The sequence below is a fragment of the Kitasatospora sp. NPDC088861 genome (assembly GCF_044750105.1).
GTDB lineage: Bacteria > Actinomycetota > Actinomycetes > Streptomycetales > Streptomycetaceae > Kitasatospora.
The window spans coordinates 116,451-140,879 of record NZ_JBIVJF010000015.1 but is presented as its reverse complement, the minus strand read 5'-3'; the positions used below and the strand labels follow the sequence as shown (position 1 = coordinate 140,879).

Genomic DNA, 24,429 nt, shown 5'->3' with positions numbered 1-24,429 from the left:
CCTGAACGCCCACTCCTGAACGCCCACTCCTGAACGCCTACTCCGACGGCTGCGGCGTCCAGCGGTGCAGGCCCTTGCGGTCGTAGTACCGGGTCATCCCGAAGCCGAAGGCCAGGGCGAGCAGCACGCCGACCGCGATCATGGTCCAGCCCCGGGCCAGGCCCGCGTCCGCCCGGGCGTCGAAGAACAGGATCGCCCGGATGCCGTCGCTGAGCTGGCGCATCGGCTCGAAGACGCTGAGGAAGCGGTAGAAGCCGGGCACCGCCTGGAGCGGGATGGTCGCCCCCGAGGAGGGCAGCGCCAGCGCGATGAAGACGAACATGGACACCAGCTGCCCGATCCCGCCGAACGCCGCATTGATCGCCTGGACCCCGAGGCCGACGGCGAGGCTGGCGCAGTAGGCGAAGACCCAGAGCAGCGCCTGGTGCGGGGCGTCCATGCCGAGGACGGTGACCGAGCAGAGCATCACCAGGGTGGTGGTGAGCAGCATGATGCCGGCCGTCATGACCATCTTCAGCAGCAGGGTCTGGGTGCGGGTGATCGGGACGGTCGGGCGCCGGGTGTGCCAGGGGCCGAGCTCGCTGTCGCTGTAGCCGAGCGCGGTGTCGACGCCGTTGTGGATGATGTTGCCGCCGATGAAGCCGGTCAGCACGGCCAGCAGGGTGTAGTAGAAGGCGCTCAGGCCGAGCCCGCTGTGGGCGCCGATCGGGTGGCCGACCCGGGTGGTGACGGCGAGCGGGTCGGCGAGCAGCAGCCGCGCGGTGGCGCTGGTGCCCGTGCCGGAGCCGGAGCCGGAGCCGGCGGAACCGGACGGCGGCGCGGCCGCGGTCAGCTCCTTGCCGAGCGCCAGCGAGGCCTGGTGGGCGGCGGACTGGGTGATCTGGGAGGCCAGCGAGGAGCCGAGGCTGCCGAGGCCGGGGTTGGTGAGCACCGTCAGGGTGGGCCGTTCGGTGGCCCGGCCGGTGGTCAGTGCCGCCACGTCGGCGGTGAACGCCTGCGGGACGAGCAGCGCGCCGTAGACCTTCCCGGTGGAGAGCTGGTCCATCGCCTCGGCCTGGTCGACCTGGCGCCAGTCGACGGTGCTGCCGGGCGTCCCGGCGACGATCTCCCGGCTGAGCCGCGCGCCCAGGGTCTCCGCCCGGCCCGGCGGCGGCGGGCCCTGATCCGCGTTCACCAGGGCGATCGGGAGCCGGTGCAGGTGCCCGGTCGGGTTGAGGATGCCGCCCATGTAGAGCAGCGAGAGCACCACGGCCAGCAGGCCGCACAGGATGCTCGGGACGAGCCACAGCTTCGCGTGGCGGGCGAGCACGAGGGCCCGCGCCTGCCGGGGACCACCCTGGGAGCCTGCGGACGCCATGCCACCCCTCGGATTCGGGCGCAACCTGGTGCTGCTGCCGATGCGGTGGGAAGTCGTTCCGTGGCGGCCCGGCGGCAAAACCCCACGTCACCCGATCCGCCCCGCCGCCCCCCGCAACCCCCCGCCGCGCCTCGGCCGGGACGACCGGAGACAGAAGGTAAAGGTTCTACCAAGTACGCAAGTATTGGCCTCCGCGCGGTCTATGCTTCTGGAGGTTTGAAGAAGGCACCTCGTTCGGTGAGGCTTCTTCACGGACACAGGCCACTGATCCGACGACGTCGAGAGACGCCCAGGGTTAGGACAGATCTTCCCGACCTAAGGGTTGATCCGAAGTGGCTTCCGGCCCGACCGGGCTGGACACGCCGTGGAGTGCCAAAGCTCTGACGAGTTGGGGTGAACCGGCGGTCGCTTCGCGCGCCGGCGAACTCCTTGCCGCGTCGATCACACGCACCACGGGGTGCGTCGACCGGGAGGAGGCGAGAGACATGGATTGCAGTAGTCCGGGCCACAGTTGCCCCTACCCCCGCCTGTCCTCGCACACTCCCGGCACGCGGTAACGACCCTCCCTGCGAACGTTTCTGACGGTTCATCACCTCAACTCCCGGCTTCGCCGCGCCCGAACGGGCCCGCACCGCCGGGTGGCGATGCGCCGCGCCCGTCCGCAGGGGGATCGCCGCCGTGCGCCCCCGATCGCCCCGCCTGCCCCGGGGCCCACGGGAGGATCGTCATGACCACCAACGCCACGCTCAACTCCAAGGTCCCCGCCCCGCGTTCAGCGGTACTGGACGACGCCCACGTCGGCGACATCAAGGGTGCGCTCGGCACCATCCGGCTCGACGACACCACGCCGCGCCACGGCCTGTCCGCAAGACTCAAGACCCTGCTCGCCATCGTGGGCCCCGGCCTGATCGTGATGGTCGGCGACAACGACGCGGGCGCCTTCTCGACGTACGGGCAGGCGGGGCAGAACTACGGCACGCAGTTGCTGTGGACGCTGCTGATGCTGGTCCCGGTGCTGTACGTGAACCAGGAGATGGTGCTGCGCCTGGGCGCTGTCACCGGTGTCGGCCACGCCCGGCTGATCCTGGAGCGCTTCGGGAAGTTCTGGGGCGCGTTCAGCGTCATCGACCTGTTCCTGCTGAACGCGCTGACGCTGGTCACCGAGTTCATCGGTGTCACCCTGGCGGCCGGATACCTCGGGCTGCCGAAGGTCGCCGCGGTGGTGCTGGCGGCGGTGGTGATCATCGCCTCGGCGTTCACCGGCTCGTTCCAGCGCTTCGAGCGCGTCGCGGTCACGCTGTGCGTGGGCTCGCTGCTGCTGGTGCCGATCTACTTCATGGTCCACCCGAAGACCTCGCAGATGGCGCACGACTTCGTGGTGCCCGGCATGCCGGGCGGCTCGGGCCAGCTGGCGGCCGTGATGCTGGTGATCGTCTCCATCGTGGGCACCACCGTCGCCCCGTGGCAGCTGTTCTTCCAGCAGTCGTACGTCATCGACAAGCGGATCACGCCGCGGTTCATGAAGTACGAGAAGGTCGACCTGTGGATCGGGATCGCCATCGTCATCATCGGCGCCGCCGCGATGATGGGCTTCACCGCCGCGGCCTTCGCCGGCACCGACGGCTTCGGCCAGTTCTCCGACGCGGCCGCCGTCGCCAAGGGCCTTGAGGACAAGGCCGGACACGTGGTGGGCGTGCTGTTCGCCATCGCCCTGCTGGACGCCTCGATCATCGGCGCCTTCGCCGTCTCCCTCTCCACCGCCTACGCGATCGGCGACGTGTTCGGCATCAGGCACTCGCTGCACCGGGGCGTCAAGGGCGCCAAGGGCTTCTACGCGATCTACGCGGGCCTGGTGGTCGCGGCGGCCGCGATCACGCTGCTGTCCACCGGCTACACCCAGGGCCTGATGACGCAGTTCGTCCAGGTGCTGGCGGGTGTGCTGCTGCCCTCGGCGACGGTGTTCCTGCTGCTGCTCTGCAACGACAAGGCCGTCCTGGGGCCGTGGGTCAACGGGCCCAAGACCAACGCCTTCACCTCCGCCGTGGTCGGGGTCCTGGTGATGCTGTCGCTGATCCTGACCGCCGCCGTGGTCTGGCCCGACATCAGCTCGCAGGCGATCCTGTGGATCATGGCCGGCTGCGGCGTGGCGGGCGTGCTGGTCGCCGGGTACTTCTTCACCTTCGGCCGCACCGCCACCAAGGAGGACCCGATCGACCGCACCGGCCGCGAGGAATGGCGGATGCCCCCGCTGGAGACCCTCGGCAAGCCGGTCATGTCCACCGCCCGCAAGGTCGGCATGGGCGCCCTGCGCGCCTACCTCCTGGTCGCGATGGTGATGGTCATCATCAAGATCGTCCAGACCGCGCTCAACCACTGAGCCGCCGCCGGGGCGGCGCCCGACAGTGCCGCCGCCCCGGCCCCGACCCGGAAACCTCGACCGCCCCGCACCCGGGGAAGGAAGGAAGTACGGCCATGCGCACCGCCCTTCACCACCACTGCCCGCGCGTCCGCCTCGCCCTGCACGACGGCGTCGAGAGGGACTACCGCCTCGACGACCCCGGCGCCTGCCCGCACTCCGGCACGCCCAACACCCGGGCCTCCGCGTACGAGCCGCGCGTGCACCTGGCCTACCTGCTGGCCCGCCAGGGCCACCGCCCGGACTGGCTCGCCGACTTCGCGGACCTCCCGCCGGCCGCCGCGCGCCGCCTCAGCCGCGCCGCCGCCCGCCACCGGCCGCACGGCTGACGCCCCGCCGACCGCACCACCCGCGCCCTCGCGCACCCCCTCCACCCGCCGCCCCGTCACGGAGGTGACCTGCCATGTCCATCGTCGCCGCGTTCCACCCCTCCCTCCCGTCCGCCGGCCGCGGCCGCCTGCGCGCCGCGCTCGCCGTCGTGGGCCGACGCCTGGCGGAGAGCCCGCTGGACAGCCCCGTCCTGCACGCCGTCACGGCCCAGGCCCCGGCACCGGCCGCCGCCTCCGCCGACCGCCCCGCCCGGCTGCGGGCCAGCTGGCGGACCGTCACGGCCCCGGACGGCACCGCCCGACTGGAAGCCTCCTGGCACCCCTGGCACCCCGCCCGCTGACCGGCCCGTCCCGATTCGTACAGATCCGCACCGACTCCGCACCGACTCCGCACCGACCCGCCGAAGGAGCATCCGCCATGGCCGTGCGCTACCCCAGGCTCGAAGCCATCTTCTCGGACCACACCGCCGCCGCCCCGCCCCGGCGTCCGCGCCCCGCCCCGGCCCCCCGGCCCGCCGTCGACCCGGACACCGGCCTGGTGGTGGACCCCGAACAGCGCACCGTCACCGTCGACGGGCAGCAACTGACCCTCCCCTACCTGGAGTTCGAGCTGCTCGCGCACCTGGTCGACAACCCGCTGCGGGTCCACTCCCGCCGCCAGCTGATGGAGGCGGTCTGGGGCCGGCCGGACACCGGCGACACCCGCACCATCGCCACCCACATCGCCCGGATCCGCCGCAAGCTCGGCCCCGGCCACCGGGAGGCGATCGCCACCGTCCGCCAGATCGGCTACAAGTACGACCCGCGCCTGACCCGCGTCGCCTGACCGCCGTCCGGCCGCGCCGCCCGAGGCCCGATCGCCCGCCCCGGCGGCACCCCACCGGCCGCCACCCCACCGAAGGAGGACACCGTCGTGACCAGAACCGCCCTGTTCCCCTGGACCAGCAGAGGGACGGCGCTGTGCGGCGTCCTGCTCCTCCTCACCCTCCAGGGGATCGCCGTCGGCGTCGCCCCGGGGCGGCTGCGGATCTTCCTCTCCGGCGTGCTCATCGGCGCCTCGGCGGCCGGGCTGCTCCTCGCCCTGCTGCTCGCCCGCAGCGGGCGCGGCACCGCCCGACCCGCCGCCCCCGACGAGGACGACACCCAGTGGTTCAGCGCCCGCTCCCTGGACGGGTTCCCGATGGAGCAGGTCCGACCGCTGCTGCTGTCGCCCGGCGCCCCCGGCCTGAACCGGCTCTACACCGCCTGGGTGTTCGCCACCCACGGGCACGACCCCCAGTGGATCGCCCACCACCTCGACCTGTCCACCCCGACCGCCCGGCTGCTGGTCACCGCGGCCCGGCACCACACCGCTCCCGAGAGGAGGCCGCAGTGATCACGGCCCTCGACCACGTCCAGCTCTCCGCACCCCCCGGCAGCGAGGCCCTGCTGCGGGCCTTCTACGGCGACGTCCTGCAGATGGCCGAGATCCCCAAGCCCCGGCCGCTGACCGCGGGCGGCGGCTGCTGGTTCGCCGCCGACGGCGGCCGGGTCCGGCTCTACCTCGGCATCGAGGAGCGCTTCCGCCCCAGCACCAAGGCCCACCCCGGGATCGCGGTCTCCGAGATCGACGACTTCGCCTCGCGGCTGTCCGAGCTCGGCGCGCTCGTGGTGTGGGACGACAGCCTGCCGCCCCGGCGCCGCTTCTACACCACCGACCCCGTCGGCAACCTGCTGGAGTTCGTCGAAGCGGCCTGAGCCGGCGCGCGGAGGAACCCCGGATCCATTTGCCTACGGACGTACCCGAGGAGCAGACTGCCCGGGGCCCGCAGGACGGGCCGGGACGACACCAGACGACACCACCGGAGGAGGCGGCCATGGGCGAAGACCCTCCCAGTACGCGCCGCCGTACCGGCCGCCTCCCCCACGCCCGACCGCGCGCCTGACGCAACGGCCCGGGGGGACGCGGCGTTCGTCCCGATCCCGCTGACGTCGCACGCACCTCTCCCGACCCCGGGGCCCCGGGTGCGCGCCGGAGGTGCACCCCATGACCCTGCCGAAGCCGGCCCCGGGCGCCGCCCGGGGCTCACTGCCGTCCCGGACGGCCGCCCGCCTGGCCCGGATGACCTGGGTGGACGCGCTCGTCGCGGCCGCCGTCCTGGTGCTGCTCTACCTCGCGCTGCGGGTCGGGCAGGGCACCACCGTCCGGTTCTCCACCGGCCGGAACGCGGCGGTCGACACCGACCCGGCCCGGCTGCCGTACGACGCGGCCCGCTCGCTGCTGCGGATGTTCGCCGCGCTCGCCGTGTCGGTGGTCTTCACCTTCGGCTACGCCTACGCCGCGGCCCGCAGCCGCCGGCTGGAGCGGGTCCTGATCCCGGCCCTGGACATCCTCCAGTCGGTACCGGTGCTCGCCTTCCTGACCGTCGCGGTGACCGGCTTCCTCGCCCTGTTCCCCGGCTCCGTACTGGGCCTGGAGTGCGCGGCGGTGTTCGCCATCTTCACCTCCCAGGCCTGGAACATGACCTTCGGCTTCTACTGCTCGCTGGTCTCGCTGCCGCCCGAACTCGACGAGCTGTCACGCTCGTTCCGCTTCACCCGGTGGATGCGGTTCTGGAAGGTCGAACTGCCCTCGGGCATGATCGGCCTGGTCTGGAACGGCATGCTGAGCTTCGGCGGCGGCTGGTTCTTCCTGGTCGCCTCCGAGGCGATCAGCGTCGACAACCAGCGCTACGCGCTGCCCGGGGTCGGCTCCTACGCGGGCGCGGCCATCGCCGCCGGCGACCTCGGCCGGGTCGGCTGGGCGATCGCCACCATGGCCGTCCTGGTGGTCGGCGTCAACCTGCTGTTCTGGCGCCCGCTCACCGCCTGGGCCGAACGCTTCAAGAACGAGCAGTCCGAGGCCACCGAGGTGCAGCGCTCCGTCGTGCTGGACCTGCTGCGCCGCTCCCACTGGCCCGGGCTGCTCGGCCGGCTGCTGCGCCCGGGGTGGCGGGCGCTCTCCCGGGCCGGGCGCCTGCTGGGCACCGACGACCGCCCGCTGGCCGTCGACCCCGGGCGGCGGCGCGCCGGGGACACCGCCTTCGCCGCCGTCGCCGGCGGCCTCGTGCTCTGGGGCCTGGTCGACCTCGGCCGCTACCTGCACGGCGCGACCGGCCTCGGCGTGTTCGGCGAACCGCTGCTGCTCGGCCTCGCCACCCTCGCCCGGGTCGTCGTCCTGGTGACCGTCGCCACCCTGGTCTGGGTGCCGGTCGGCGTGCGGATCGGCTTCTCCCCCCGGCTGACCCGGATCGCCCAGCCGCTGGTGCAGGTGCTCGCCAGCTTCCCTGCCAACTTCCTCTTCCCGCTGGTCGTGTGGCTGCTGCTGCGGACCGGGCTGTCGATCGACCTCGGCGGCGTCCTGCTGATGGCCCTCGGCGCCCAGTGGTACATCCTGTTCAACACCATCGCCGGCGCCATGGCCATCCCCACCGACCTGCGCGAGGCCATGGACGACCTGGGCGTGCGCGGCTGGCAGCGCTGGCGACGGCTGATCATCCCCGGGATCTTCCCGGCCTACGTCACCGGCGGACTCACCGCCTCCGGCGGCGCCTGGAACGCCTCCATCGTCTCCGAGGTCGTCACCTTCGGCGGCACCACGCTCACCGCCACCGGCCTCGGCGCGTACATCGCGCGGGCCACCGAGCACGGCGACTACCCGCACCTGCTCGCCGGGGTGGCGGTGATGAGCCTGTACGTCGTCGCCCTCAACCGGCTGCTCTGGCGCCGCCTCTACCGCCTGGCCGAGCGCCGCTACTCGCTCTGACCCGCGCCCGCTCCCCGCCCCGGAGGTCCCCGCATGCGCTTCCCGTTCCCGCGCGCCGCCCGCACCGCGCCGCCCACCGCCGCTGTGTTCTCCCCCGCAGACTCCTCCGACTCCCCCGACTTCCCCGGCTCCCCCGCCGACGGCGAGATCCTGCTGGAGACCGTCGGCCTCACCAAGGCCTACGCCGGCGCCGACGGCGCGCTGCCCGTGCTGTCCGGCATCGACCTCACCGTCCGGGCCGGCGAGATCGTCGCCCTGCTCGGCCGCTCCGGCTCCGGCAAGTCCACCCTGCTGCGCTGCCTGTCCGGACTGATCCCGCCCAGCTCCGGCACCGTCGCCTACCGCGGCACCCCGCTCACCGGCGCCAACCCGGGCAGCGCCCTGGTGTTCCAGACCTTCGCGCTGCTGCCCTGGCTGACCGTCCGGCAGAACGTCGAACTCGGCCTGGAGGCCCGCGGCGTGCCGCCCCGGGAGCGCACCGAGGCCGCCGTCCAGGCCATCGACCTGATCGGCCTGGCCGGCTTCGAGTCCGCCTACCCCAAGGAGCTCTCCGGCGGCATGCGCCAGCGCGTCGGCTTCGCCCGCGCCCTGGTCGTCGAACCGGACGTGCTGATGATGGACGAGCCCTTCTCGGCGCTGGACGTCCTCACCGCCGAGAACCTGCGCGGCGAACTGCTGGAACTGTGGGAGTCCGGCCAGTTCCCCACCCGCGCCGTCGTACTGGTCACCCACAACATCGAGGAGGCGGTCCTGATGGCCGACCGCGTCGTCGTCCTCGGCTCCCGCCCGTACGGCACCATCCGGGAGACCGTCGAGGTCGACCTCGACCGGCCCCGCGACCGCGACGCCGCCGCCTTCGACGAACTCGTCGACCGGGTCTACCGGATCATGACCGGACGCCCCAAGGAGACCCGCCTGCCCGGCCGCGCCGACGGCGCCCGGCCCGACCGGCGCACCGTCGCCAACACCCCGCTGCCCACCGCCAGCGTGGACGGCCTCGCCGGCCTCGCCGCGATGATCGCCCACCGCGGCGGCTGCTGCGACCTCGCCGACCTCGCCGACGAACTCGGCCTCGACATCGACGACATGCTCCCCCAGCTCGACGCCCTCGACCTGCTCGGCTTCGCCGAGATCCACGGCGACGACCTGCTGCTCACCGAGGCCGGCACCGCCTTCGCCGGAGCCGACGTCCAGGAGTCCCGGACCATCTTCGCCGGAGCCGCGGTGGACGTCCCGCTGGTCCGGCTGATCACCAACGGCCTGCGCGGCCGCCCCGGCACCGCCGTGCACGCCGGCTTCTTCCGCGACCTGCTCGCCCACCACTACACCAGCGAACAGGTCGACCGGCAGCTGGAGACCGCCACCGACTGGGGCCGCTACGCCGGGCTGTTCGGCTACGACGCCGCCCTGCGGGAGTACCGGCTCGACGAGGAGACGCCCTAGGACGGGCCTCAGGCCTGGCCGGTGGCCGGGCGGCGGCGGGCGGAGCGGACGGCGCGGGCGAACGGCTGCTCGGCCGTCGCGGCGGCCGGGCCGGTACCGCCGCCGTCACCGCCGTCACCGCGCCCGGGCAGGTCGTTGGCGATCAGCGCCGCCTCCGTCAGCAGGCCGCGCACCTCGGCGGCCCGGTAGAAGATCCGGGTGCCCTCCCGGCGCGAGACGACCAGCCCGGCCGCCCGCAGCCTGGCCAGGTGCTGCGAGGTCGCCGCCACGTGCGCGCCCAGCAGCTCCGCCAGTTCGCTGACCGGCAGCTCCCGCCGGGTCAGCGCCCAGAGCAGCCGGTACCGGGAGGGGTCGGCGACCGCCTTCAGCACCGCGACCGCCCGCTCCGCCGCGTCCGTGTCCCACGCCTCTTCCTGCGCACCCATGCCAGGATCCTACCGAGCCGGCCCCGCCGCCCCGGCGGCGCCGAACCCGGTGCCGTCCGGCCGGGCGCGGGCGTCGACAGCGGGCGTACCCGGCGGGCGTCGACAGCGGGCGTCGATAGTGGGCCGATGGCCGGAGCTGCCAGGCTTCAGCCATCCTTTCAACCGCTGCCGACCGGCCGCACCGTCCAGGAGTTGGAGTCCGTACGAGATGATCGAGCACACCACGTTCCGTACCGCGGTCAGCGAATCGCACGAGCACAATCCCTGGGGCTGAGCGGCCTGGGTCCGCCTTCGGACGCCCGCCCGCCGGGCGGTGTCGGGGAGGACGGACCCGGCCGCCGTGGTCGGTGGGGCGACCACGGCGGCGGTTGGGGGGGGGGGGGGCGGGTCATGCCGTCAGGCCGCCGCGAGGGCCGCCCTGACCGCGGCGCCGACCTGCTCGGTGGTGAGGGAGCCGCCGAGGTCCGGCGTGCAGGCGCCCTCGGCCACGGCCGTGCCGACGGCCAGCTGGATCGCCTTCGCCTCGGCGGCCCAGCCCAGGCGCTCCAGCATCAGCGCGGAGCTGAGGATGGCGCCGAAGGGGTTGCCGATGCCCTGGCCGGCGATGTCGGGCGCGCTGCCGTGCACCGGCTCGTAGAGGCCGAACCCGGTGTCCGGGTTGATGTTGGCCGAGGCCGCGTTGCCCAGGCCGCCGGCCAGCATGGCCGCCAGGTCGCTGAGGATGTCGCCGTACGAGTTGTTGGTGACGATCACGTCGAACTGTGACGGGTCGGAGATCAGCTTCATCGCGGCGGCGTCGACGTAGAGGTGGGTGGAGCTGATGGCGGGGTGCTTCGCGGCGGCCTCGCGGAACACCCGCTGCCACACCTGGCCGCCGTGCCGGACGGCGTTGGACTTGTCGACCATGCAGACGCCGCGCTCGGCGATCGAGTACGCGTACTCCATCACCCGCGAGACGCCCATGTAGGTGCTGACGTCCGCGTCGACGGCCATCTCGTGCACGGTGTTCCCGCGCAGCACACCGCCGATGTCGGTGTAGAGGCCCTCGGTGTTCTCCCGGACGATCACGGCGTCGATGGCGCGGGTCCGGGCGTCGCGCAGCGGGCTCAGCCGCTCCTGGAGCAGGGTGGCCGGGCGGTGGTTGACGTACAGGTCGAGGTCGAAGCGCAGGCGCAGCAGGACGCCGCGGCCGTAGTCCGAGGTCTTCACGCGGGGGTCGCCGATGGCGCCGAAGAGCACCGAGTCGCTCGCCTTGATCCGCTCGAAGTCCTCGTCGGACAGGGAGACCCCGGTCCGCAGGTAGGTGTCGGCGTTGACGTGGTCGAGCACGTCGACCGCGAGGTCCAGGCCCAGCGACTCGATGGTCTCCAGGGCCTCCTTGGTCACCTCGGGGCCGATGCCGTCACCGGGGATGACGGTCACTGTCTTGGTCATGGGTCTCTCACCGTTTCTGGGGTGGGGCCGGCCGGTTGTGGGTCGGGTCGGCCGGGCCGGGGGCGTCGGGCAGGGTCACCGCCGCGCGGCCCTGGGAGCTGCGCCGGGGGGTGCGGTCGTCAGGAGGCCCGGCGCTGCTTCGCGGTGTCCGGGGAGGAGAAGGCGCCGCGGGTGATGCTGGTCATCCAGGCCGGGCGGCCCTGCTCGAAGGCGGCGATCGCGTCGGCCTTGCGCAGGGTGACGTCGATGTCGTCGAGGCCGTTGAGCAGCAGCCAGCGGGCGCGGTGGTCGGCCTCGAACTCCCAGGTCCCGAGGTCGGTGCCGACGGTCAGCTGCTCCAGGTCGACGGTGATCTCGAACTTCGGGTCGGCCTGGGCGCGTTCGGCGAGGTCGGCGACGACGGGCACCGGCAGGGCGACGGCCAGCAGGCCGTTCTTCAGCGCGTTGCGCAGGAAGATGTCGCCGAAGCTGGTGGCGATGACGGCCCGGAAACCCCAGTCGCGCAGGGCCCACACGGCGTGCTCGCGGGAGCTGCCGGTGCCGAAGTTGTGGCCCGCCACCAGGACGCTCGCGTCCTGGTGCTGCGGCTGGTTCAGGACGAACCCGGGCTCCTTGCGCCAGTGCCCGAACAGGGTGTCGGCGTAGCCGGTCTTGGTCAGCCGCTTGCAGAACTCGGCCGGGATGATCTGGTCGGTGTCGACGTCGTCCCGGGACAGGGCCACGGCCTGTCCGGTGTGCGCCGTGAGCGGCTCCCTCATGCCTCTGCCCCCTGCTGGTCGGTCTGGCTGCGGTCGGTCGAACGGGTCGAACAGGCCGGTCGGGTGGAACGGGTCGGGCGGGTCGGGCGGGTGTGCCCGGCGGGCGCGGTCACAGCTCGGTCGGCGCGGCCAGGCGGCCGACCACGGCGGTGGCGGCGGCGACGACGGGCGAGACCAGGTGGGTGCGGGCGTGGGTGCCCTGCCGGCCCTCGTAGTTGCGGTTGGAGGTGGACGCGACCCGCTGGATGCCCTGGAGGCGGTCGGCGTTGATGCCCATGCACATCGAGCAGCCGGAGAGCCGCCACTGCGCGCCCGCGTCGAGGAAGACCTGGTCCAGGCCCTCCTCCTCGGCCTGGGCCCGGACGGCCATCGAGCCGGGGACGACGAGCATGGTGATCCGGTCGGAGACCTTGCGGCCGCGCAGCACGTCGGCCGCGGCCCGCAGGTCCTCGATCCGGCCGTTGGTGCAGGAGCCGAGGAAGACCGTGTTGATCTCGACGTCCCGCAGGGCGACGTCCGGTTCGAGGCCCATGTACTCCAGGGCGCGGCGCGCGGCCTGCTGCTCGGCGGGGGTCGCGAAGGTCTCGGGCGCCGGCACCGCGGCGTCCAGCGGGACGGCCTGGCCGGGGTTGGTGCCCCAGGTGACGAAGGGCTTGAGCCCGGTGACGTCCAGTTCGACCACGCGGTCGAAGGCGGCGCCCTCGTCGGTGCGCAGGGACTGCCAGTAGCGGACGGCCTCGTCCCAGTCGGCCTCGGCGGCCGGGTCCCAGCGCTCGCGCAGGTAGGCGAGCGTGGTGTCGTCGGGGGCGATCAGGCCGGCGCGGGCGCCCGCCTCGATGCTCATGTTGCAGACCGTCATCCGCCCCTCCATGGAGAGGTTCTCGACGGCCTTGCCGCGGTACTCGATCGCGTAGCCGTTGGCGCCGTTGGCGCCGATGTGCGCGATCAGCGCGAGGATCAGGTCCTTCGGCGTGACGTCGGCCGGCGGCTCGCCGACGAACTCGACGGACATCGTCCGGGGGCGCTGGAGCGCCAGCGTCTGGGTGGCGAGCACGTGCTCGACGTCGCTGGTGCCGACGCCGAAGGCGAGCGCCCCGAAGGCGCCGTGCGTGGAGGTGTGGCTGTCACCGCACACCACGGTCATGCCGGGGCGCACGAAGCCCAGTTCGGGCGCCACCACGTGCACGATGCCCTGCCGGTCGTCGCCGAGCGAGAACAGCTCGATCCCCTGCTCCTCGCAGTTCTCGCGCAGGCGCTCCAGCTGGGCGCTGCCCATCGCGTCCTTGACCAGCAGCGTGTTGGTGGGCACGTTGTGGTCCTCGAGGGCGAGCGCGAGGTCGGGCCGGCGGACCCGGCGGCCGGCCAGCTGGAGGCCGTCGAAGGCCTGCGGGGAACTCGCCTCGTGGAGCAGGTGCAGGTCGATGTAGAGCAGGTCGGGCTCGCCCGGTGCCTGGTCGACGACGTGGCTCTGCCAGACCTTCTCGATCAGGTTGCGCTCGGTGCCGCCCATCAGCTGGCCACCGCCATCTCGCTGGTGCGCTCCAGGCGCTCGGCGATGATCTCGCGCAGCTCGCCCAGTTCGATGCAGGTGCCGTCGGCGCGGCCCGCGATGTAGGTCTCGTAGATCTCGTCGAGCAGGTCGCGCTCGGCGCCGATTCCCATCTGGTCGAACAGGTTGCGGACCACATTGCGCCCGGAGTGCCGGCCGATGAGAATTCCGCGCTCCCGGCCGAAGCTGTGCGGCTCGACGTATTCGTAGGTCACCGGATTGCGCAGCATTCCGGCCTGGTGGATTCCGGCCTGGGTGGCGAAGGCGTTCTCCCCGAATATCGCCTTGTTGCGCGGCGTCGACATTCCGATGATCCGGGCCAGCAGCTGGTAGGCCTCGTAGAACTTCTCGGTGCGCAGCCGGCTGGTCAGGCCGAGCTGCTCGCCCTTGTAGAGCAGTACCGCCGCCAGTTCCTCCAGCGGGGTGTTGCCCGCGCGCTCGCCGATGCCGGCGATGGTGGCCTGCACCTCGTCCGCGCCCGCCTCGACGCCGGCCAGGGCGTTGGCGAGGGAGAGCCCGAGGTCCTGGTGGCAGTGGGTGGACAGGATGATGTGGTCCGGGATCCAGGAGCGGACCCGCGCCACCTGGGCGCCGAACTCGGCCGGGATCAGGCAGCCGGTGGTGTCGGCGAGCGCCACCGTGCCTGCGCCCTCCTCGATGCCGGCCTCGATCATCGGGCGCAGCAGGTCGTCGCTGCCCCGGCTCGCGTCCTCGATGCCGAGCGTGATGTCGGTGAAGCCCAGCTCGCGGGCGAACCGGATGCTGTCGATGATCTCGTGCAGGCCCTCGGCCCGGGTGAGGCCGCGCTTGTGCTCCAGGTGGACGTCGCTGCCGGTGGCCATGATCTGGACCTGGTGGCGCTCGACGCCGCCGGCCTCGGCGGCCAGCTCGATGTCCGCGCGGACGGCCCGGTTGAGAGTCGCCACCTTGGCGGTGGTGAGCGCGCCCGCGATCAGTCTGGTCGCCTCGAAGTCACGCGGTGAGGAGCTGGGGAAGCCGGCCTCGATGGTGTCCACGCCGGTCGCCTCGATGGCGAGGGCCAGCTCCAGTTTCTGGTCGGGGTTCATCGCGTTGCCCGGGGCCTGTTCGCCGTCGCGCAGTGTCGAGTCGAATACCCGGAGCCGCCGTGCGGTGGGGACGGATTTCGGAGACATGGATTTTCCGCCTCTTTCGGGAACGCCGCCGGACGGGCGACCGGACGGGAGGTCGCGGTGTGCGGCGGCGGAGGATTGTGGCTGGCAGCGGTGACTTTACTGGTCCGGAATCACTGCCCGTCAAGACTTTTCGAACAAATAATCATTCGATGGCGGGCCGATAGCGGGACCCCTGACAATAGGCTTGACGCGCCCTTTTCCCAATGCATCGTGTACTGAGGCAAGGAGTGGTTTTCATGCGAGATATCCCGTCCGAGGAACGTCCGCCGGCCCGGTTACCGCGCCCGGGGCGGGTGGGCTGATGGCGAGGGTCATCGTCGAAGCGCTGGACAGCGTCCACGGGCGCACCGCCGTCGGCCTCGACGCGAGACTGGAGTCGCTGGTCGACAACGAGTGGGTGCCGGTGGTCGAGCGCAGAACGGACGCGAGCGGCCGGATCGAGGAGTGGGGCGGGACGGACGGCGGGCGCGGCCTCTACCGGCTGGTGTTCGACGTCGACCGGTACTTCAGCGGGCTCGGCCTGTTCACCGTGCACCCCGAGGTGGCGGCCACCTTCCGGGTCTCCGACGGCGAGTCGGGGCACCGGGTGAGCCTCACCCTCTCGCTGAACCACTACGCGGTGGCCTTCATCGCCGACTAGGAAGGTGGACCCGGGCCTGCGGGGGGCTCCGGGTCGCCGGCGGCCAGCCGGGCGGAGCGCAGCAGGTCGAGCGTGCGGGCCTCCTCGGCGGGGGTCCGCATGAGGCGGAACACCAGCCGGGCCCGCCGCAGGTGCTGGACCGCCAGGTCGGCCTCCCCGGTGCCGAGCGCCAACTCACCGAGGGTGACGAGGATCCGGCCCATGATCAGCCGCTCGTTGGAGCCCTCCGCGAGGAGCAGGGCGCGGTGCAGGGCGTGGGCGGCCTCGCCGCTCTCGCCGAGCCGGTGGCGGGCCGCCCCGATGCCGTGCAGGGCGTAGATCTCGCCGGTGTGGTCGCCGATCAGCCGGACGACGTCGAGGGCGCGGGAGAAGGCCTCCAGGGCCCGGTCGTAGCCGCCGCGTTCCAGGTGGCTCTGGCCCATCCGGTGCAGCACCTGGGCCTCGACCCGCCGGCCGCGGCCCTCCCGGCTCAGCCGCAACGCCTCGTCGAGGAGCTCTCCGGCGCCCTCCTCGTCGCCCTCGCCCAGTTTGAGCTGGGCCAGGTTGTGCAGCACGTAGGCGACGGCGACGGAGCCGCCGCTCGCCCGCAGGACGGTGAGGGCGGCCTGGTAGTGGGCGGTCGCCTCGTCGATCCGGCCGTCCACCCGGGCGAGGTAGCCGAGGCCGCGGGCGGTGAGGGCGGAGCCGAGGTCGTCGCCGAGGTCGGTGAAGATCCCGGCGGCCTGGCGGAAGCGCTCCTCGGCGGCGGCGAAGTTCTGCCGGGTCAGCGCGAGCGAGCCGAGGGAGTGCAGTGCGGCGGCCTGGCCGAGCCGGTCGCCACCCTTGCGGGCGGCCGCGAGGGCGAGTTCGTGGGTGTCGCGCCAGTCGTCGAGCCGGCCGTGGGTCTCCAGGAACGTCACGGCGGTGACGGCGAGTTCCCAGCAGTGCGCGGTGAGGCCCATCATGGCCGCCTGTCTGACCCGGGGCACGAGCATGGGCCGCTCCCGGGCGAACCACCGCAGCGGCTCGGCCAGCAGCCGGTCCACCGTCCGGGCGGGCAGCGGGTGCAGGGCGGTGCCGCGGCCGCGGATCAGCACGTCGCGGCCGTACTCGCGCTGCCTCGCCTCGATCAGCAGGTAGAGGAAGCAGCCGATCACCCGGGCCAGTGCGGACTCCCGCTCCTCGACGCTCTCCTCGTCGACGAGGCGTTCGCGCGCGAAGACCCGGACCAGGTTGTGCAGCCGGTACTGGGTGTGGCGTCCGGGCGCGGTGCCGACGGCGTCCAGCAGCTGGGCGTCGGAGAGTTCGTCGATCAGGTCCTGGACCTGGTACTCGGGCAGGTCGAGCAGCGCCATGCCGACCCAGGTGGAGAACGGCCCCTCGTCGATCAGGGCGATCCGCCGCAGCAGCCGGCGGGCGTCCTCGCTGACGCTCTCGTAGGTGAGCGAGAGGCCGGCCCTGATGCCGACGTCGGCGTACTTGAGCTCGTCGAGCCGGCGGGTCCCGTCCTCCAGCCGCTCCACCAGTTCGGTGATCTCCCAGTGCGGCCGGGCGGCGAGCCGGGCGCCGGCGATGCGCAGCGCCAGCGGCAGGTGGTCGCAGAGTTCGGCCAGCGCCTTCGCCGCCTCCGGTTCGGCCGCCACCCGCGCGGGGCCGGCGATCCGGCCGAGCAGTTCCGCGGACTGGTCGGGGTCGAAGGTGTCGACGTCCACCCGGACGGCTCCGGCGAGGCTGCCGATGTGCCGCCGGCTGGTGACGATCACGGCCGAGGTGGGCTTGCCCGGCAGCAGCGGGGTGATCTGGCTCTCGGTGGCGACGTTGTCGAGGACGATCAGCACCCGGCGCTCGGCGAGCAGGGCCCGGTACATCTCGGCCCGCTCCTCCAGCCCGTCGGGGATGGCGGTGCCGTTGACGCCGAGGGCGCGCAGGAAGCGCTCCAGCACCTGGGCCGGGCCGACGGTGTCGGGGGCCCCGGCGTGCAGGTCGGCGAAGAGCTGCCCGCCGGGGAACTCGGCGGCGATCTGGTGGGCCGCGTGGACAGCCACGGCGGTCTTGCCGACCCCGGCCTTGCCGACGACGGAGACGATCGGGACGGCGAGCCGGGACTGGTCGTGGGAGGAGAGCAGCAGCCGTTCGCGCAGGCCGGCGAGCAGGTGCTCGCGGCCGGTGAAGTCGGCGAGGTCGGCGGGGAGCATCTCCGGGACGGTGACGGGGGCGGCGGTGGCCACGGGCGGCGCGGCGGCGGACTCGGCGGCCGGGGTGGCGTGGGCGGCGGCCGGACGGCCGTCGGGCAGGTCGAGCCGGGGGTCGCCGGCGAGGATGGAGAGTTCGAGCCGCTGAAGCCGGGGGTCGGGTTCGACACCGAGTTCGTCGATCATCCACTGACGGGTGTCGCGGTAGACCTGGAGCGCCTCGGTCTGGCGCCCGGAGCGGTAGAGCGCCAGCATCAGCTGGCCGCGCAGCCGCTCCCGTAACGGGAACTCGTCGACCAGGCCGATGAGTTCGCCGACGGCCGCGCCGTGCCGGCCGAGTGCGAGTTCGAGCTGGACGCACTCCTCGGTGGCGCCGACCCACTGCTCGGTGAGCTGGCCGGCGGCGGACCGGAGCGCCTCGCTGGGCAGGCCGCCGAGGGGGTCGCCGCGCCACAGTCCGAGCGCCTGCCGGAAGAGGGCGGCGGCCTCCGCCTTGCGGTCGCGGTCCTCCGCCGTCCGGTCGCGGTCCGCCGCCTTCCGGTCGCGCAGCGCCCGCGCCTTCCCGACCAGGTCGCGGGCCTGGAGCAGGTCGAGCTGGGCGTCCGCCGCCTTCACCATGTAGCCCTGCGGGTGGGTGGTGATGACGTCGGAGAGGCCGTGCACGGCGAACAGCCGGCGCAGGGCGGAGACGCTGATCTGCAACTGCGCGCGGGCGGTGGCCGGCGGGGCCTCCTCGTAGAGGGCGCGGACCAGGCGGTCCACGCTGACCACCCGGTTGACGTCGAGGAGCAGCGCGGCGAGCACCGTCTGCTGCCGGATCCCGCCGAGGTTCAGCGGCCTGGCGTCGACGAGCGCTTCGAGCGGGCCGAGAATGCGGTACTCGACCCGGGGCACGGGTGAGGAACTGCCGTCGTGGCGTATGCCGGAACCAGGTCGGTACCCCACCGTTTCCACTCCCCCCAGAGGAATAGGCGCAGGATCGCAAGGCACTCTAAGGACGGCCCGGTCAATGGGTCAACGATATTCAGTTCTCCCCAAAAGACGCCGCCTGACGGACTGCGATCGGCGTCCGCGCCCCCGGGTGACCGACGGGGAATCGGCGCGGAAAAGCCGGTTGGCCGGATCGGCGCGCACCGATCCGGCCAACCGCGGCCCGGGGCGGTTCTCAGGCCTTCATCAGCTCCGCCACCCGGAAGGCGAGGTCGAGGGACTGGCGGTGGTTCAGCCGTGGGTCGCAGGCCGTCTCGTAGCGCTGGTGCAGGTCCTCGGCGCGGACCTGGTCGCCGCCGCCGAGGCACTCCGTGACGTCGTCGCCGGTGAGTTCGACGTGGATGCCGCCGGCGTGCGTGCCCAGCTCCCGGTGCACCTCGAAGAAGCCGGCGACCTCGCCCAGGATGTCGTCGAAGCGGCGGGTCTTGCGGCCGTCGTCGGTCTGGACGGTGTTGCCGTGCATCGGGTCGCAGATCCAGGCGACCCGGGCGCCCTCCGCCGTGACCTTCTCCACCAGCGGCGGCAGCAGTTCGCGCACCCGGCCCGCGCCCATCCGCACCACGAAGGTCAGCCGGCCGGGCCGGCGGTCGGGGTCGAGGCGGTCGACGTAGCCGAGGACCTCGTCCGCGGTGGTCGTGGGGCCGAGCTTGACGGCGATCGGGTTGTGGATCCCGGCGAAGTACGCGATGTGCGCGTCGTCCAGGCCCCTGGTCCGCTCGCCGACCCAGAGCAGGTGCCCGCTGGTGGCGTAGTGCGCCCCGGTGCGCGGGTCGGTGCGGGTGAGGGGCTGCTCGTAGTCCAGCAGCAGTCCCTCGTGGCTGGCGAAGAACTCGGCCTCCAGCAGCCCGGCCGGGTCGCAGCCGCAGGCTTGCAGGAAGCGCAGTGCGCGGTCCACGCCGTCGGCCAGTTCCTCGTAGCGGCGGGCCTCGGCGGAGTCCTCCAGGAAGCCGCGGTTCCACTGGTGGGCCTGGTAGAGGGAGGCGCTGCCGCCGGCCGCGAAGCCGCGGACCAGGTTGAGGGTGACCGCCGACGCCTCGTACATCCGCCGCAGCCGCGCCGGGTCCGGGCGGCGGGCCGCCTCGGTGAACTCCGGGCCGTTGACCGCGTCGCCCCGGTAGGAGGGCAGGCTGAGGCCGTCGCGGGTCTCGTCCGGCTGGGAGCGGGGCTTGGCGTACTGCCCGGCCAGCCGGCCGATCTTCACGACCGGGACGCCGCTCGCGTAGGTCAGGACCACCGCCATCTGCAACAGGGTGCGCAGCTTGGCGGTGACCGCGTCCGCGGTGAGCCCGCCGAAGGTCTCGGCGCAGTCGCCGCCCTGGAGGACGAAGGCCTCGCCGGCGGCGACGGCGGCCATCCGGTCGGTCAGCCGGTCGCACTCCTCGGCGAGGACCAGGGGCGGGGCGGCCGACAGGTCGGCGACCACCTCGCGCAGCGCCGCCTGGTCCGGCCACTGCGGTTGCTGGGCCGCCGGCAGGGAACGCCAGGCGGCAGGTGCTCCGGTCTGCGGAATTCGATTCATCACGGCCCTCGGATGGGAACGGAAATCGCTGGCCCGCTCATTGCAGCCCGGCCGCGGAAAGAAGGTCAAGCGTCCGCGAATTGGCCTGCTCCCGCACCGGAGAACTGGTCTGACCGCCTTCCGGGACGAACGGATTGACTGGAGGCCATTGGTTCACCGGCCGTACCCAGCCGGCCATTCATGATGAGGATTCCGATGCCAGACGCGCCATCGCACCCTCCGTTCGCCGTCCGGCTCGGCACCGAGCCGCTGCCGCCGCACGACCCGCTGGAGCTGTACACGCGGCTGGGCGACCGGCTCGGCGCGGAGCAGGTGTACCTGCTGGAGAGCCTGACCGAGTCCGGCCGGCAGGGCGGGCCCGCGGTGCTCGGCTGCGGCCCGCTCGCCGAGATCCGGCTGTACGGCTCGTACCTGGAGATCGACGGGATCGCGGAGCTCGCCCCGGTGCTGCGGGCGACCGCCGAGGCGGCGGGCCTCACCCCCGCCGCGGACGCCCCCGCGCGGCTGGAGGCCCCCGAGCCGGCCCGCGTCTGGGAGTTCCTGCGGCGCGCGCAGGGCCTGTTCGGCCTGGAGCCGGGCCTGCCCGGCGACCGCTTCCACTTCGGCTTCCTGGCCCGGTTCGGCTACGACGCGGCCTGGCACATGGAGGACCTGCCCGTCCGGGCGCTGCCGCCGGCCCGCCCGGACGCCGTGCTGACGCTGTTCCGCGACAGCGTGCACTACGGCACCGACGGCGCGCCGGTCCTGCGGACCGCCGACAGCCCGGCCTTCGGCGAGCACGGCCGCCACGACCTCGCGGGCGCGGCCCGGGAAGCGGCCGGGCAGGAGCCGCAGGCCGCGTGCCCGCCGGCCGTCCGCCCGCAGTCCGTGCACGACAGCGTGGACCGCGACACCTTCCACGGCTGGGTCCGGCGCTGCCTGGAGCACATCGGGGTCGGCGACATCTACCAGATCCAGGTCGGCCACCGGATCGACGTCCGCACCGCGCTGACGCCGGTCGAGGTCTACCGGCGGCTGCGCTCGCGCAACCCCTCCCCGCACATGTACCTGCTCCCGAACGGCGAGGGCACGCTGATCGGCGCCAGCCCCGAGCTGCTGTTCCGGATCGAGGACGGCCGGATCGTGATGCGCCCGATCGCCGGCACCACCCGTCGCGACCAGGACGAGGAGGAGAACGAGCGGCGGATCAAGGCCCTGCTGGCGAGCACCAAGGAGCAGGCCGAGCACGTCATGCTGGTCGACCTCTCCCGCAACGACATCAGCCGGGTCTGCAAGCCGCACACCCTGACGGCCGACGACCTGATGGTGGTGGAGACCTTCTCGCACGTCTTCCACCTGGTGTCCACGGTCAGCGCCGAGTTGGAGGAGGACGCCGACGTGTGGCGGTCGCTGTGCGCGACCTTCCCGGCCGGCACCATGACCGGCGCGCCGAAGCTGCGCGCCATGGAGATCATCCACGAGATCGAGCGGGAGCCGCGCGGAGCCTACGCCGGTGCCGTCGGCCTGATCGACGTCGGCGGCTGGAGCGAACTGGCGCTGTGCATCCGCACGATCGCGCACGACGGCGCGGTGTACTCCGTGCAGAGTTCCGCGGGGATCGTCGCCGACTCGACCCCCGAGGGCGAGTGGAACGAGACGTTGGCGAAGCTGGGCGCCGCCTACTGGGCGCTGACGGGTGAGGAGTTGACGGCGTGAAGGTTCTGCTGGTGGACGCGCGGGACAGCTTCGTCCACATCATCGACCAGTACCTGCGGGCGCTCGGCGCGGACACCGAGGTGGTCCGCTCGCACACCCGCACCCCCGAGCAGCTGGCCGCGACCGCGCCCGACGCGGTCGTGCTCGGCCCCGGCCCCGGGCACCCGGCGGCCTCCGGCCACGTCGAGCTCGTCCACCACTTCGCCGGGAAGGTCCCGCTGCTCGGCGTGTGCCTGGGCCACCAGGCGATCGGCCTGGCGTTCGGCGGGCGGGTCCAGGTCGCCGACCGGCTGATGCACGGGCGCACCAGCACCGTGACGCACGACGGGCGCGGCCTGTTCGCCGGCCTCGGCAACAGCCTCACCGCGACCAGGTACCACTCCCTGATCGTCACCCAGCCGCTGCCCGAGGACCTCGAACTCACCGCGACCGCCGACGACGACGGCTACGTCATGGGCATGCGGCACCGCAGCCTGCCCATCGAGTCGGTGCAGTTCCACCCCGAGAGCATCACCACCACCGGCGGCATGCAGCTGCTGGAGAACTTCCTCGCGGTCGGCGCCGGGCGCTGACCGCACGCACATCGGAACCGACGAGCGGAAATGGGTGACCAGTGACAGGGAATGGTGAATCGCGCAGCTGGCCGCAGCTGCTCACGGCGCTGATCGGCGGGACGGACCTGAGCACCGCCGACACCGCCTGGGCGATGGACCGGGTGATGCGCGGCGAGGCGGCACCGGCGCAGCTGGCCGGGTTCCTGGTGGCGCTGCGGGCCAAGGGCGAGACCGCCGAGGAGGTCGACGGGCTGGTCCGGGCCGCGCGCGAGCACACGGTGCGGGTCGACGTGCCGGGGCCGACACTGGACATCGTCGGCACCGGCGGGGACGGCGCGAAGACCGTGAACGTGTCCACCATGGCCGCGATCGTGGCGGCGGCCGCCGGGGCCCGGGTGGTCAAGCACGGCAACCGTTCGGCCTCCTCCGCCTCCGGCTCGGCGGACGTGCTGGAGCGGCTCGGCATCGCGCTGGAGCTCTCGGCCGAGGAGGTGGCCCGCTCGGTGCGCGAGGTCGGGATCGGCTTCTGCTTCGCCCCGGCCTTCCACCCGGCGTTCCGCCACGCGGCCGTCGCCCGCAAGGAGTTGGGCGTGCCGACGGCGTTCAACGCGCTGGGCCCGCTGACCAACCCGGCCTCGCCCACGGCCATGGCGGTCGGCGTCGCCGATCCCCGGCTGGGCCCGCTGATCGCCGCCGTGTTCGCCCGCCAGGGCGTGGACGCGCTGGTCTTCCGGGGCGACGACGGCCTCGACGAACTGTCCGTCTCCACCACCTCGACGGTCTGGACGGCGACCACCGGCCGGTTCGTGCAGGAGCGGCTCGACCCGCGCGAGCTCGGGATCGCGACGGCGGCCCCGGACGCGCTGCGCGGCGGCGACGCGGCCCACAACGCGGGCGTGGTCCACGCCGTCCTGGACGGCGAGCAGGGCCCCGTCCGTGACGCCGTCCTGCTGTCCGCGGCGGCCGGCCTGGCGGCGCTGACGCCCTCCGAGCGGCCGGTCGTCGAGCGGCTGGCGGCCGTGCTGCCCCGGGCCGCCGAGGCGGTCGACTCGGGCGCGGCGGCCGCCCTGCTGAAGCGCTGGGCCGAGAGCGGGCCGCCGCGCGCGGGGCGGCCGGACTGAGCCGCCACCGGGCCGCCGTCGTCGGGCGGCGGCACCGGGGCGCGACGCCGACGGGCCGCGCGGACCTCCTCGGGGGGAGGCCCGCGCGGCCCGTCGCGTTGGTACGGGGTGGTCGCACGGCCCGCGTCCGCCCCGTTCGTCCGCCCCCGGCGTCACGGAGGCGGGCGAAGGGGCGGACGGGCGGACGGGCAGCGGTCAGGCGCGGTGGCGCAGCTCCAGCGTGCAGCACTTGACGCTGCCGCCGCCCTTGAGCAGCTCGGACAGGTCGACGCCGATCGGCTCGAAGCCGCGCTCCCGCAGCTTGTCGGCGAGGCCGGTGGCCGCCTCCGGCAGGAACACGTGCAGGCCGTCGCTGACCGCGTTGAGGCCGAACACGGCGGCGTCGCCGGCGTCGGCCAGCACCGCGTCCGGGAACAGCCGGCGCAGCACCTCGCGGCTGCCCGCGGAGAAGGCCTCCGGGTTGTACATGATCTCGTCGCCGTCCAGGACGGCCAGCGCGGTGTCCAGGTGGTAGTAGCGCGGGTCGATCAGCTCCAGGCCGATCACCGGGCGCCCGAAGAACTCCTGGGCCTCGGCGTGGCCGGCCGGCGTGCTGCGGAAGCCCCGCCCGGCGAGCACGTACTCGGCGGTGACCAGGAAGTCGCCCTCGCCCTCGTTGACGTGCTCCGGGTCGTGCAGCTCGGGGTAGCCGTTGGCGCGGAACCACTCCAGGTAGGCGGGGCCCTCGGCGGCGCGTTCGGCGTTGCGGAAGCGGGCGCCGAGCACCTTGCCGTCCACCACGGTGGCGCCGTTGGCGGCGTAGACCATGTCGGGCAGGCCCGGGATCGGGTCGATCAGGTCGACCCGGTGGCCGAGCTCCTGGTAGAGCGCGTACAGCCGCTCCCACTGCGCCACGGCGAGCCCGGTGTCGACCGGCTTCGCCGGGTCCATCCACGGGTTGATCGCGTAGGTGACCTCGAAGTGGCTGGGGCGGCACATCAGGTAGTGCCGGGGCCGGGCCGTGCGCTCGGCGGGGCGCGGGGTGACAGCGTTCATCGGTGACTCCTCGTGAGGGCTTCGGACAACGGGCGGTGCCGCTGCGGTCCGGACG

Annotated in this window: 21 protein-coding genes and 1 riboswitch; of the genes, 12 read left to right on the top strand and 9 right to left on the bottom strand. The window is 73.3% G+C overall.

The annotated features are described in order from the left end of the window. Positions 1–37 precede the first annotated feature (37 nt). Complete coding sequence (locus tag ACIP37_RS24125) at positions 38–1,357, bottom strand: YhgE/Pip domain-containing protein (protein ID WP_400810038.1); 1,320 nt, start codon at positions 1,355–1,357, stop codon at positions 38–40. Between the two features lie 222 nt (positions 1,358–1,579). Next, a riboswitch (M-box (ykoK) riboswitch) is annotated at positions 1,580–1,757 on the top strand. Between the two features lie 327 nt (positions 1,758–2,084). Here ACIP37_RS24125 and ACIP37_RS24120 point away from each other — a divergent pair. From ACIP37_RS24120 to ACIP37_RS24085, 8 genes are all read left to right on the top strand, one after another. Further along, positions 2,085–3,734: an NRAMP family divalent metal transporter gene (locus ACIP37_RS24120; protein WP_400810040.1), complete on the top strand. Its 1,650-nt coding sequence runs from the start codon at positions 2,085–2,087 to the stop codon at positions 3,732–3,734. Positions 3,735–3,829: 95 nt separating this feature from the next. Further along, the gene (locus ACIP37_RS24115; protein WP_363375417.1) at positions 3,830–4,102 is read left to right on the top strand and encodes a hypothetical protein; all 273 of its coding nucleotides are present in this window, start codon (positions 3,830–3,832) and stop codon (positions 4,100–4,102) included. A 74-nt stretch (positions 4,103–4,176) separates the two neighbouring features. Beyond that, the gene (locus tag ACIP37_RS24110; RefSeq protein ID WP_363589657.1) at positions 4,177–4,443 is read left to right on the top strand and encodes a hypothetical protein; all 267 of its coding nucleotides are present in this window, start codon (positions 4,177–4,179) and stop codon (positions 4,441–4,443) included. 77 nt (positions 4,444–4,520) lie between these two features. Next, positions 4,521–4,928, top strand: a complete 408-nt coding sequence (locus ACIP37_RS24105; RefSeq protein WP_363589659.1) for a winged helix-turn-helix domain-containing protein — start codon at positions 4,521–4,523, stop codon at positions 4,926–4,928. Between the two features lie 87 nt (positions 4,929–5,015). Beyond that, complete coding sequence (locus tag ACIP37_RS24100; RefSeq protein WP_363589661.1) at positions 5,016–5,477, top strand: hypothetical protein; 462 nt, start codon at positions 5,016–5,018, stop codon at positions 5,475–5,477. Continuing rightward, positions 5,474–5,839 carry a glyoxalase gene (locus tag ACIP37_RS24095; RefSeq protein ID WP_363589663.1) on the top strand — a complete coding sequence of 122 codons (366 nt, stop codon included), beginning with the start codon at positions 5,474–5,476 and terminating at the stop codon, positions 5,837–5,839. Before ACIP37_RS24100 ends, ACIP37_RS24095 begins: the two co-directional genes overlap by 4 nt. Before the next feature lie 289 nt (positions 5,840–6,128). Next, on the top strand, positions 6,129–7,886 hold the full coding sequence (locus tag ACIP37_RS24090) for an ABC transporter permease subunit (protein WP_363589665.1): 1,758 nt from the start codon (positions 6,129–6,131) through the stop codon (positions 7,884–7,886). A 33-nt stretch (positions 7,887–7,919) separates the two neighbouring features. Beyond that, positions 7,920–9,329, top strand: coding sequence for a nitrate/sulfonate/bicarbonate ABC transporter ATP-binding protein (locus ACIP37_RS24085; RefSeq protein WP_400810044.1), 1,410 nt, complete (start codon positions 7,920–7,922; stop codon positions 9,327–9,329). A gap of 8 nt (positions 9,330–9,337) precedes the next feature. Here ACIP37_RS24085 and ACIP37_RS24080 read toward each other — a convergent pair whose 3' ends face one another. The 5 genes from ACIP37_RS24080 to ACIP37_RS24060 all read right to left on the bottom strand — a co-directional run bounded on the left by ACIP37_RS24080 (position 9,338) and on the right by ACIP37_RS24060 (position 14,649). Further along, positions 9,338–9,754 carry a metalloregulator ArsR/SmtB family transcription factor gene (locus ACIP37_RS24080; protein WP_063349734.1) on the bottom strand — a complete coding sequence of 139 codons (417 nt, stop codon included), beginning with the start codon at positions 9,752–9,754 and terminating at the stop codon, positions 9,338–9,340. 396 nt (positions 9,755–10,150) lie between these two features. Further along, entirely contained in the window at positions 10,151–11,188 is a 1,038-nt protein-coding gene (locus ACIP37_RS24075; RefSeq protein ID WP_363585077.1) for an isocitrate/isopropylmalate family dehydrogenase, read from the bottom strand. A 119-nt stretch (positions 11,189–11,307) separates the two neighbouring features. Beyond that, positions 11,308–11,946: a 3-isopropylmalate dehydratase small subunit gene (gene leuD / locus ACIP37_RS24070; protein ID WP_363585079.1), complete on the bottom strand. Its 639-nt coding sequence runs from the start codon at positions 11,944–11,946 to the stop codon at positions 11,308–11,310. 109 nt (positions 11,947–12,055) lie between these two features. Then, positions 12,056–13,456, bottom strand: coding sequence for a 3-isopropylmalate dehydratase large subunit (gene leuC / locus ACIP37_RS24065; protein ID WP_363585081.1), 1,401 nt, complete (start codon positions 13,454–13,456; stop codon positions 12,056–12,058). Beyond that, positions 13,456–14,649 (bottom strand): pyruvate carboxyltransferase, encoded by a 1,194-nt coding sequence (locus ACIP37_RS24060; RefSeq protein WP_363585082.1) that lies wholly within the window; start codon positions 14,647–14,649, stop codon positions 13,456–13,458. Before ACIP37_RS24060 ends, leuC begins: the two co-directional genes overlap by 1 nt. 301 nt (positions 14,650–14,950) lie before the next feature. Here ACIP37_RS24060 and ACIP37_RS24055 point away from each other — a divergent pair, with 301 nt between their 5' ends. Beyond that, positions 14,951–15,289, top strand: a complete 339-nt coding sequence (locus ACIP37_RS24055) for a hydroxyisourate hydrolase (protein WP_363585084.1) — start codon at positions 14,951–14,953, stop codon at positions 15,287–15,289. Here the strand turns inward: ACIP37_RS24055 and ACIP37_RS24050 are convergent. Together ACIP37_RS24050 and ACIP37_RS24045 are read right to left on the bottom strand one after the other, a co-directional pair. After that, the gene (locus ACIP37_RS24050) at positions 15,286–18,405 is read right to left on the bottom strand and encodes a BTAD domain-containing putative transcriptional regulator (protein WP_363585086.1); all 3,120 of its coding nucleotides are present in this window, start codon (positions 18,403–18,405) and stop codon (positions 15,286–15,288) included. The genes ACIP37_RS24055 and ACIP37_RS24050 overlap by 4 nt on opposite strands. A 220-nt stretch (positions 18,406–18,625) precedes the next feature. Beyond that, complete coding sequence (locus ACIP37_RS24045) at positions 18,626–19,969, bottom strand: class II 3-deoxy-7-phosphoheptulonate synthase (RefSeq protein ID WP_063351485.1); 1,344 nt, start codon at positions 19,967–19,969, stop codon at positions 18,626–18,628. A 195-nt stretch (positions 19,970–20,164) separates the two neighbouring features. Here ACIP37_RS24045 and ACIP37_RS24040 point away from each other — a divergent pair, with 195 nt between their 5' ends. The 3 genes from ACIP37_RS24040 to trpD are packed head-to-tail and all read left to right on the top strand — an operon-like array spanning position 20,165 to position 23,339. Further along, positions 20,165–21,664 carry an anthranilate synthase component I family protein gene (locus tag ACIP37_RS24040; RefSeq protein ID WP_400810049.1) on the top strand — a complete coding sequence of 500 codons (1,500 nt, stop codon included), beginning with the start codon at positions 20,165–20,167 and terminating at the stop codon, positions 21,662–21,664. Then, positions 21,661–22,236, top strand: a complete 576-nt coding sequence (locus tag ACIP37_RS24035; RefSeq protein WP_063349726.1) for an aminodeoxychorismate/anthranilate synthase component II — start codon at positions 21,661–21,663, stop codon at positions 22,234–22,236. The genes ACIP37_RS24040 and ACIP37_RS24035 overlap by 4 nt, the downstream gene beginning before the upstream one ends. Positions 22,237–22,277: 41 nt before the next feature. Continuing rightward, positions 22,278–23,339: an anthranilate phosphoribosyltransferase gene (trpD, locus tag ACIP37_RS24030; protein WP_363585090.1), complete on the top strand. Its 1,062-nt coding sequence runs from the start codon at positions 22,278–22,280 to the stop codon at positions 23,337–23,339. A 195-nt stretch (positions 23,340–23,534) separates the two neighbouring features. Here trpD and ddaH read toward each other — a convergent pair whose 3' ends face one another. Continuing rightward, positions 23,535–24,374, bottom strand: coding sequence for a dimethylargininase (gene ddaH / locus ACIP37_RS24025; RefSeq protein WP_363585092.1), 840 nt, complete (start codon positions 24,372–24,374; stop codon positions 23,535–23,537). Positions 24,375–24,429 lie beyond the last annotated feature (55 nt).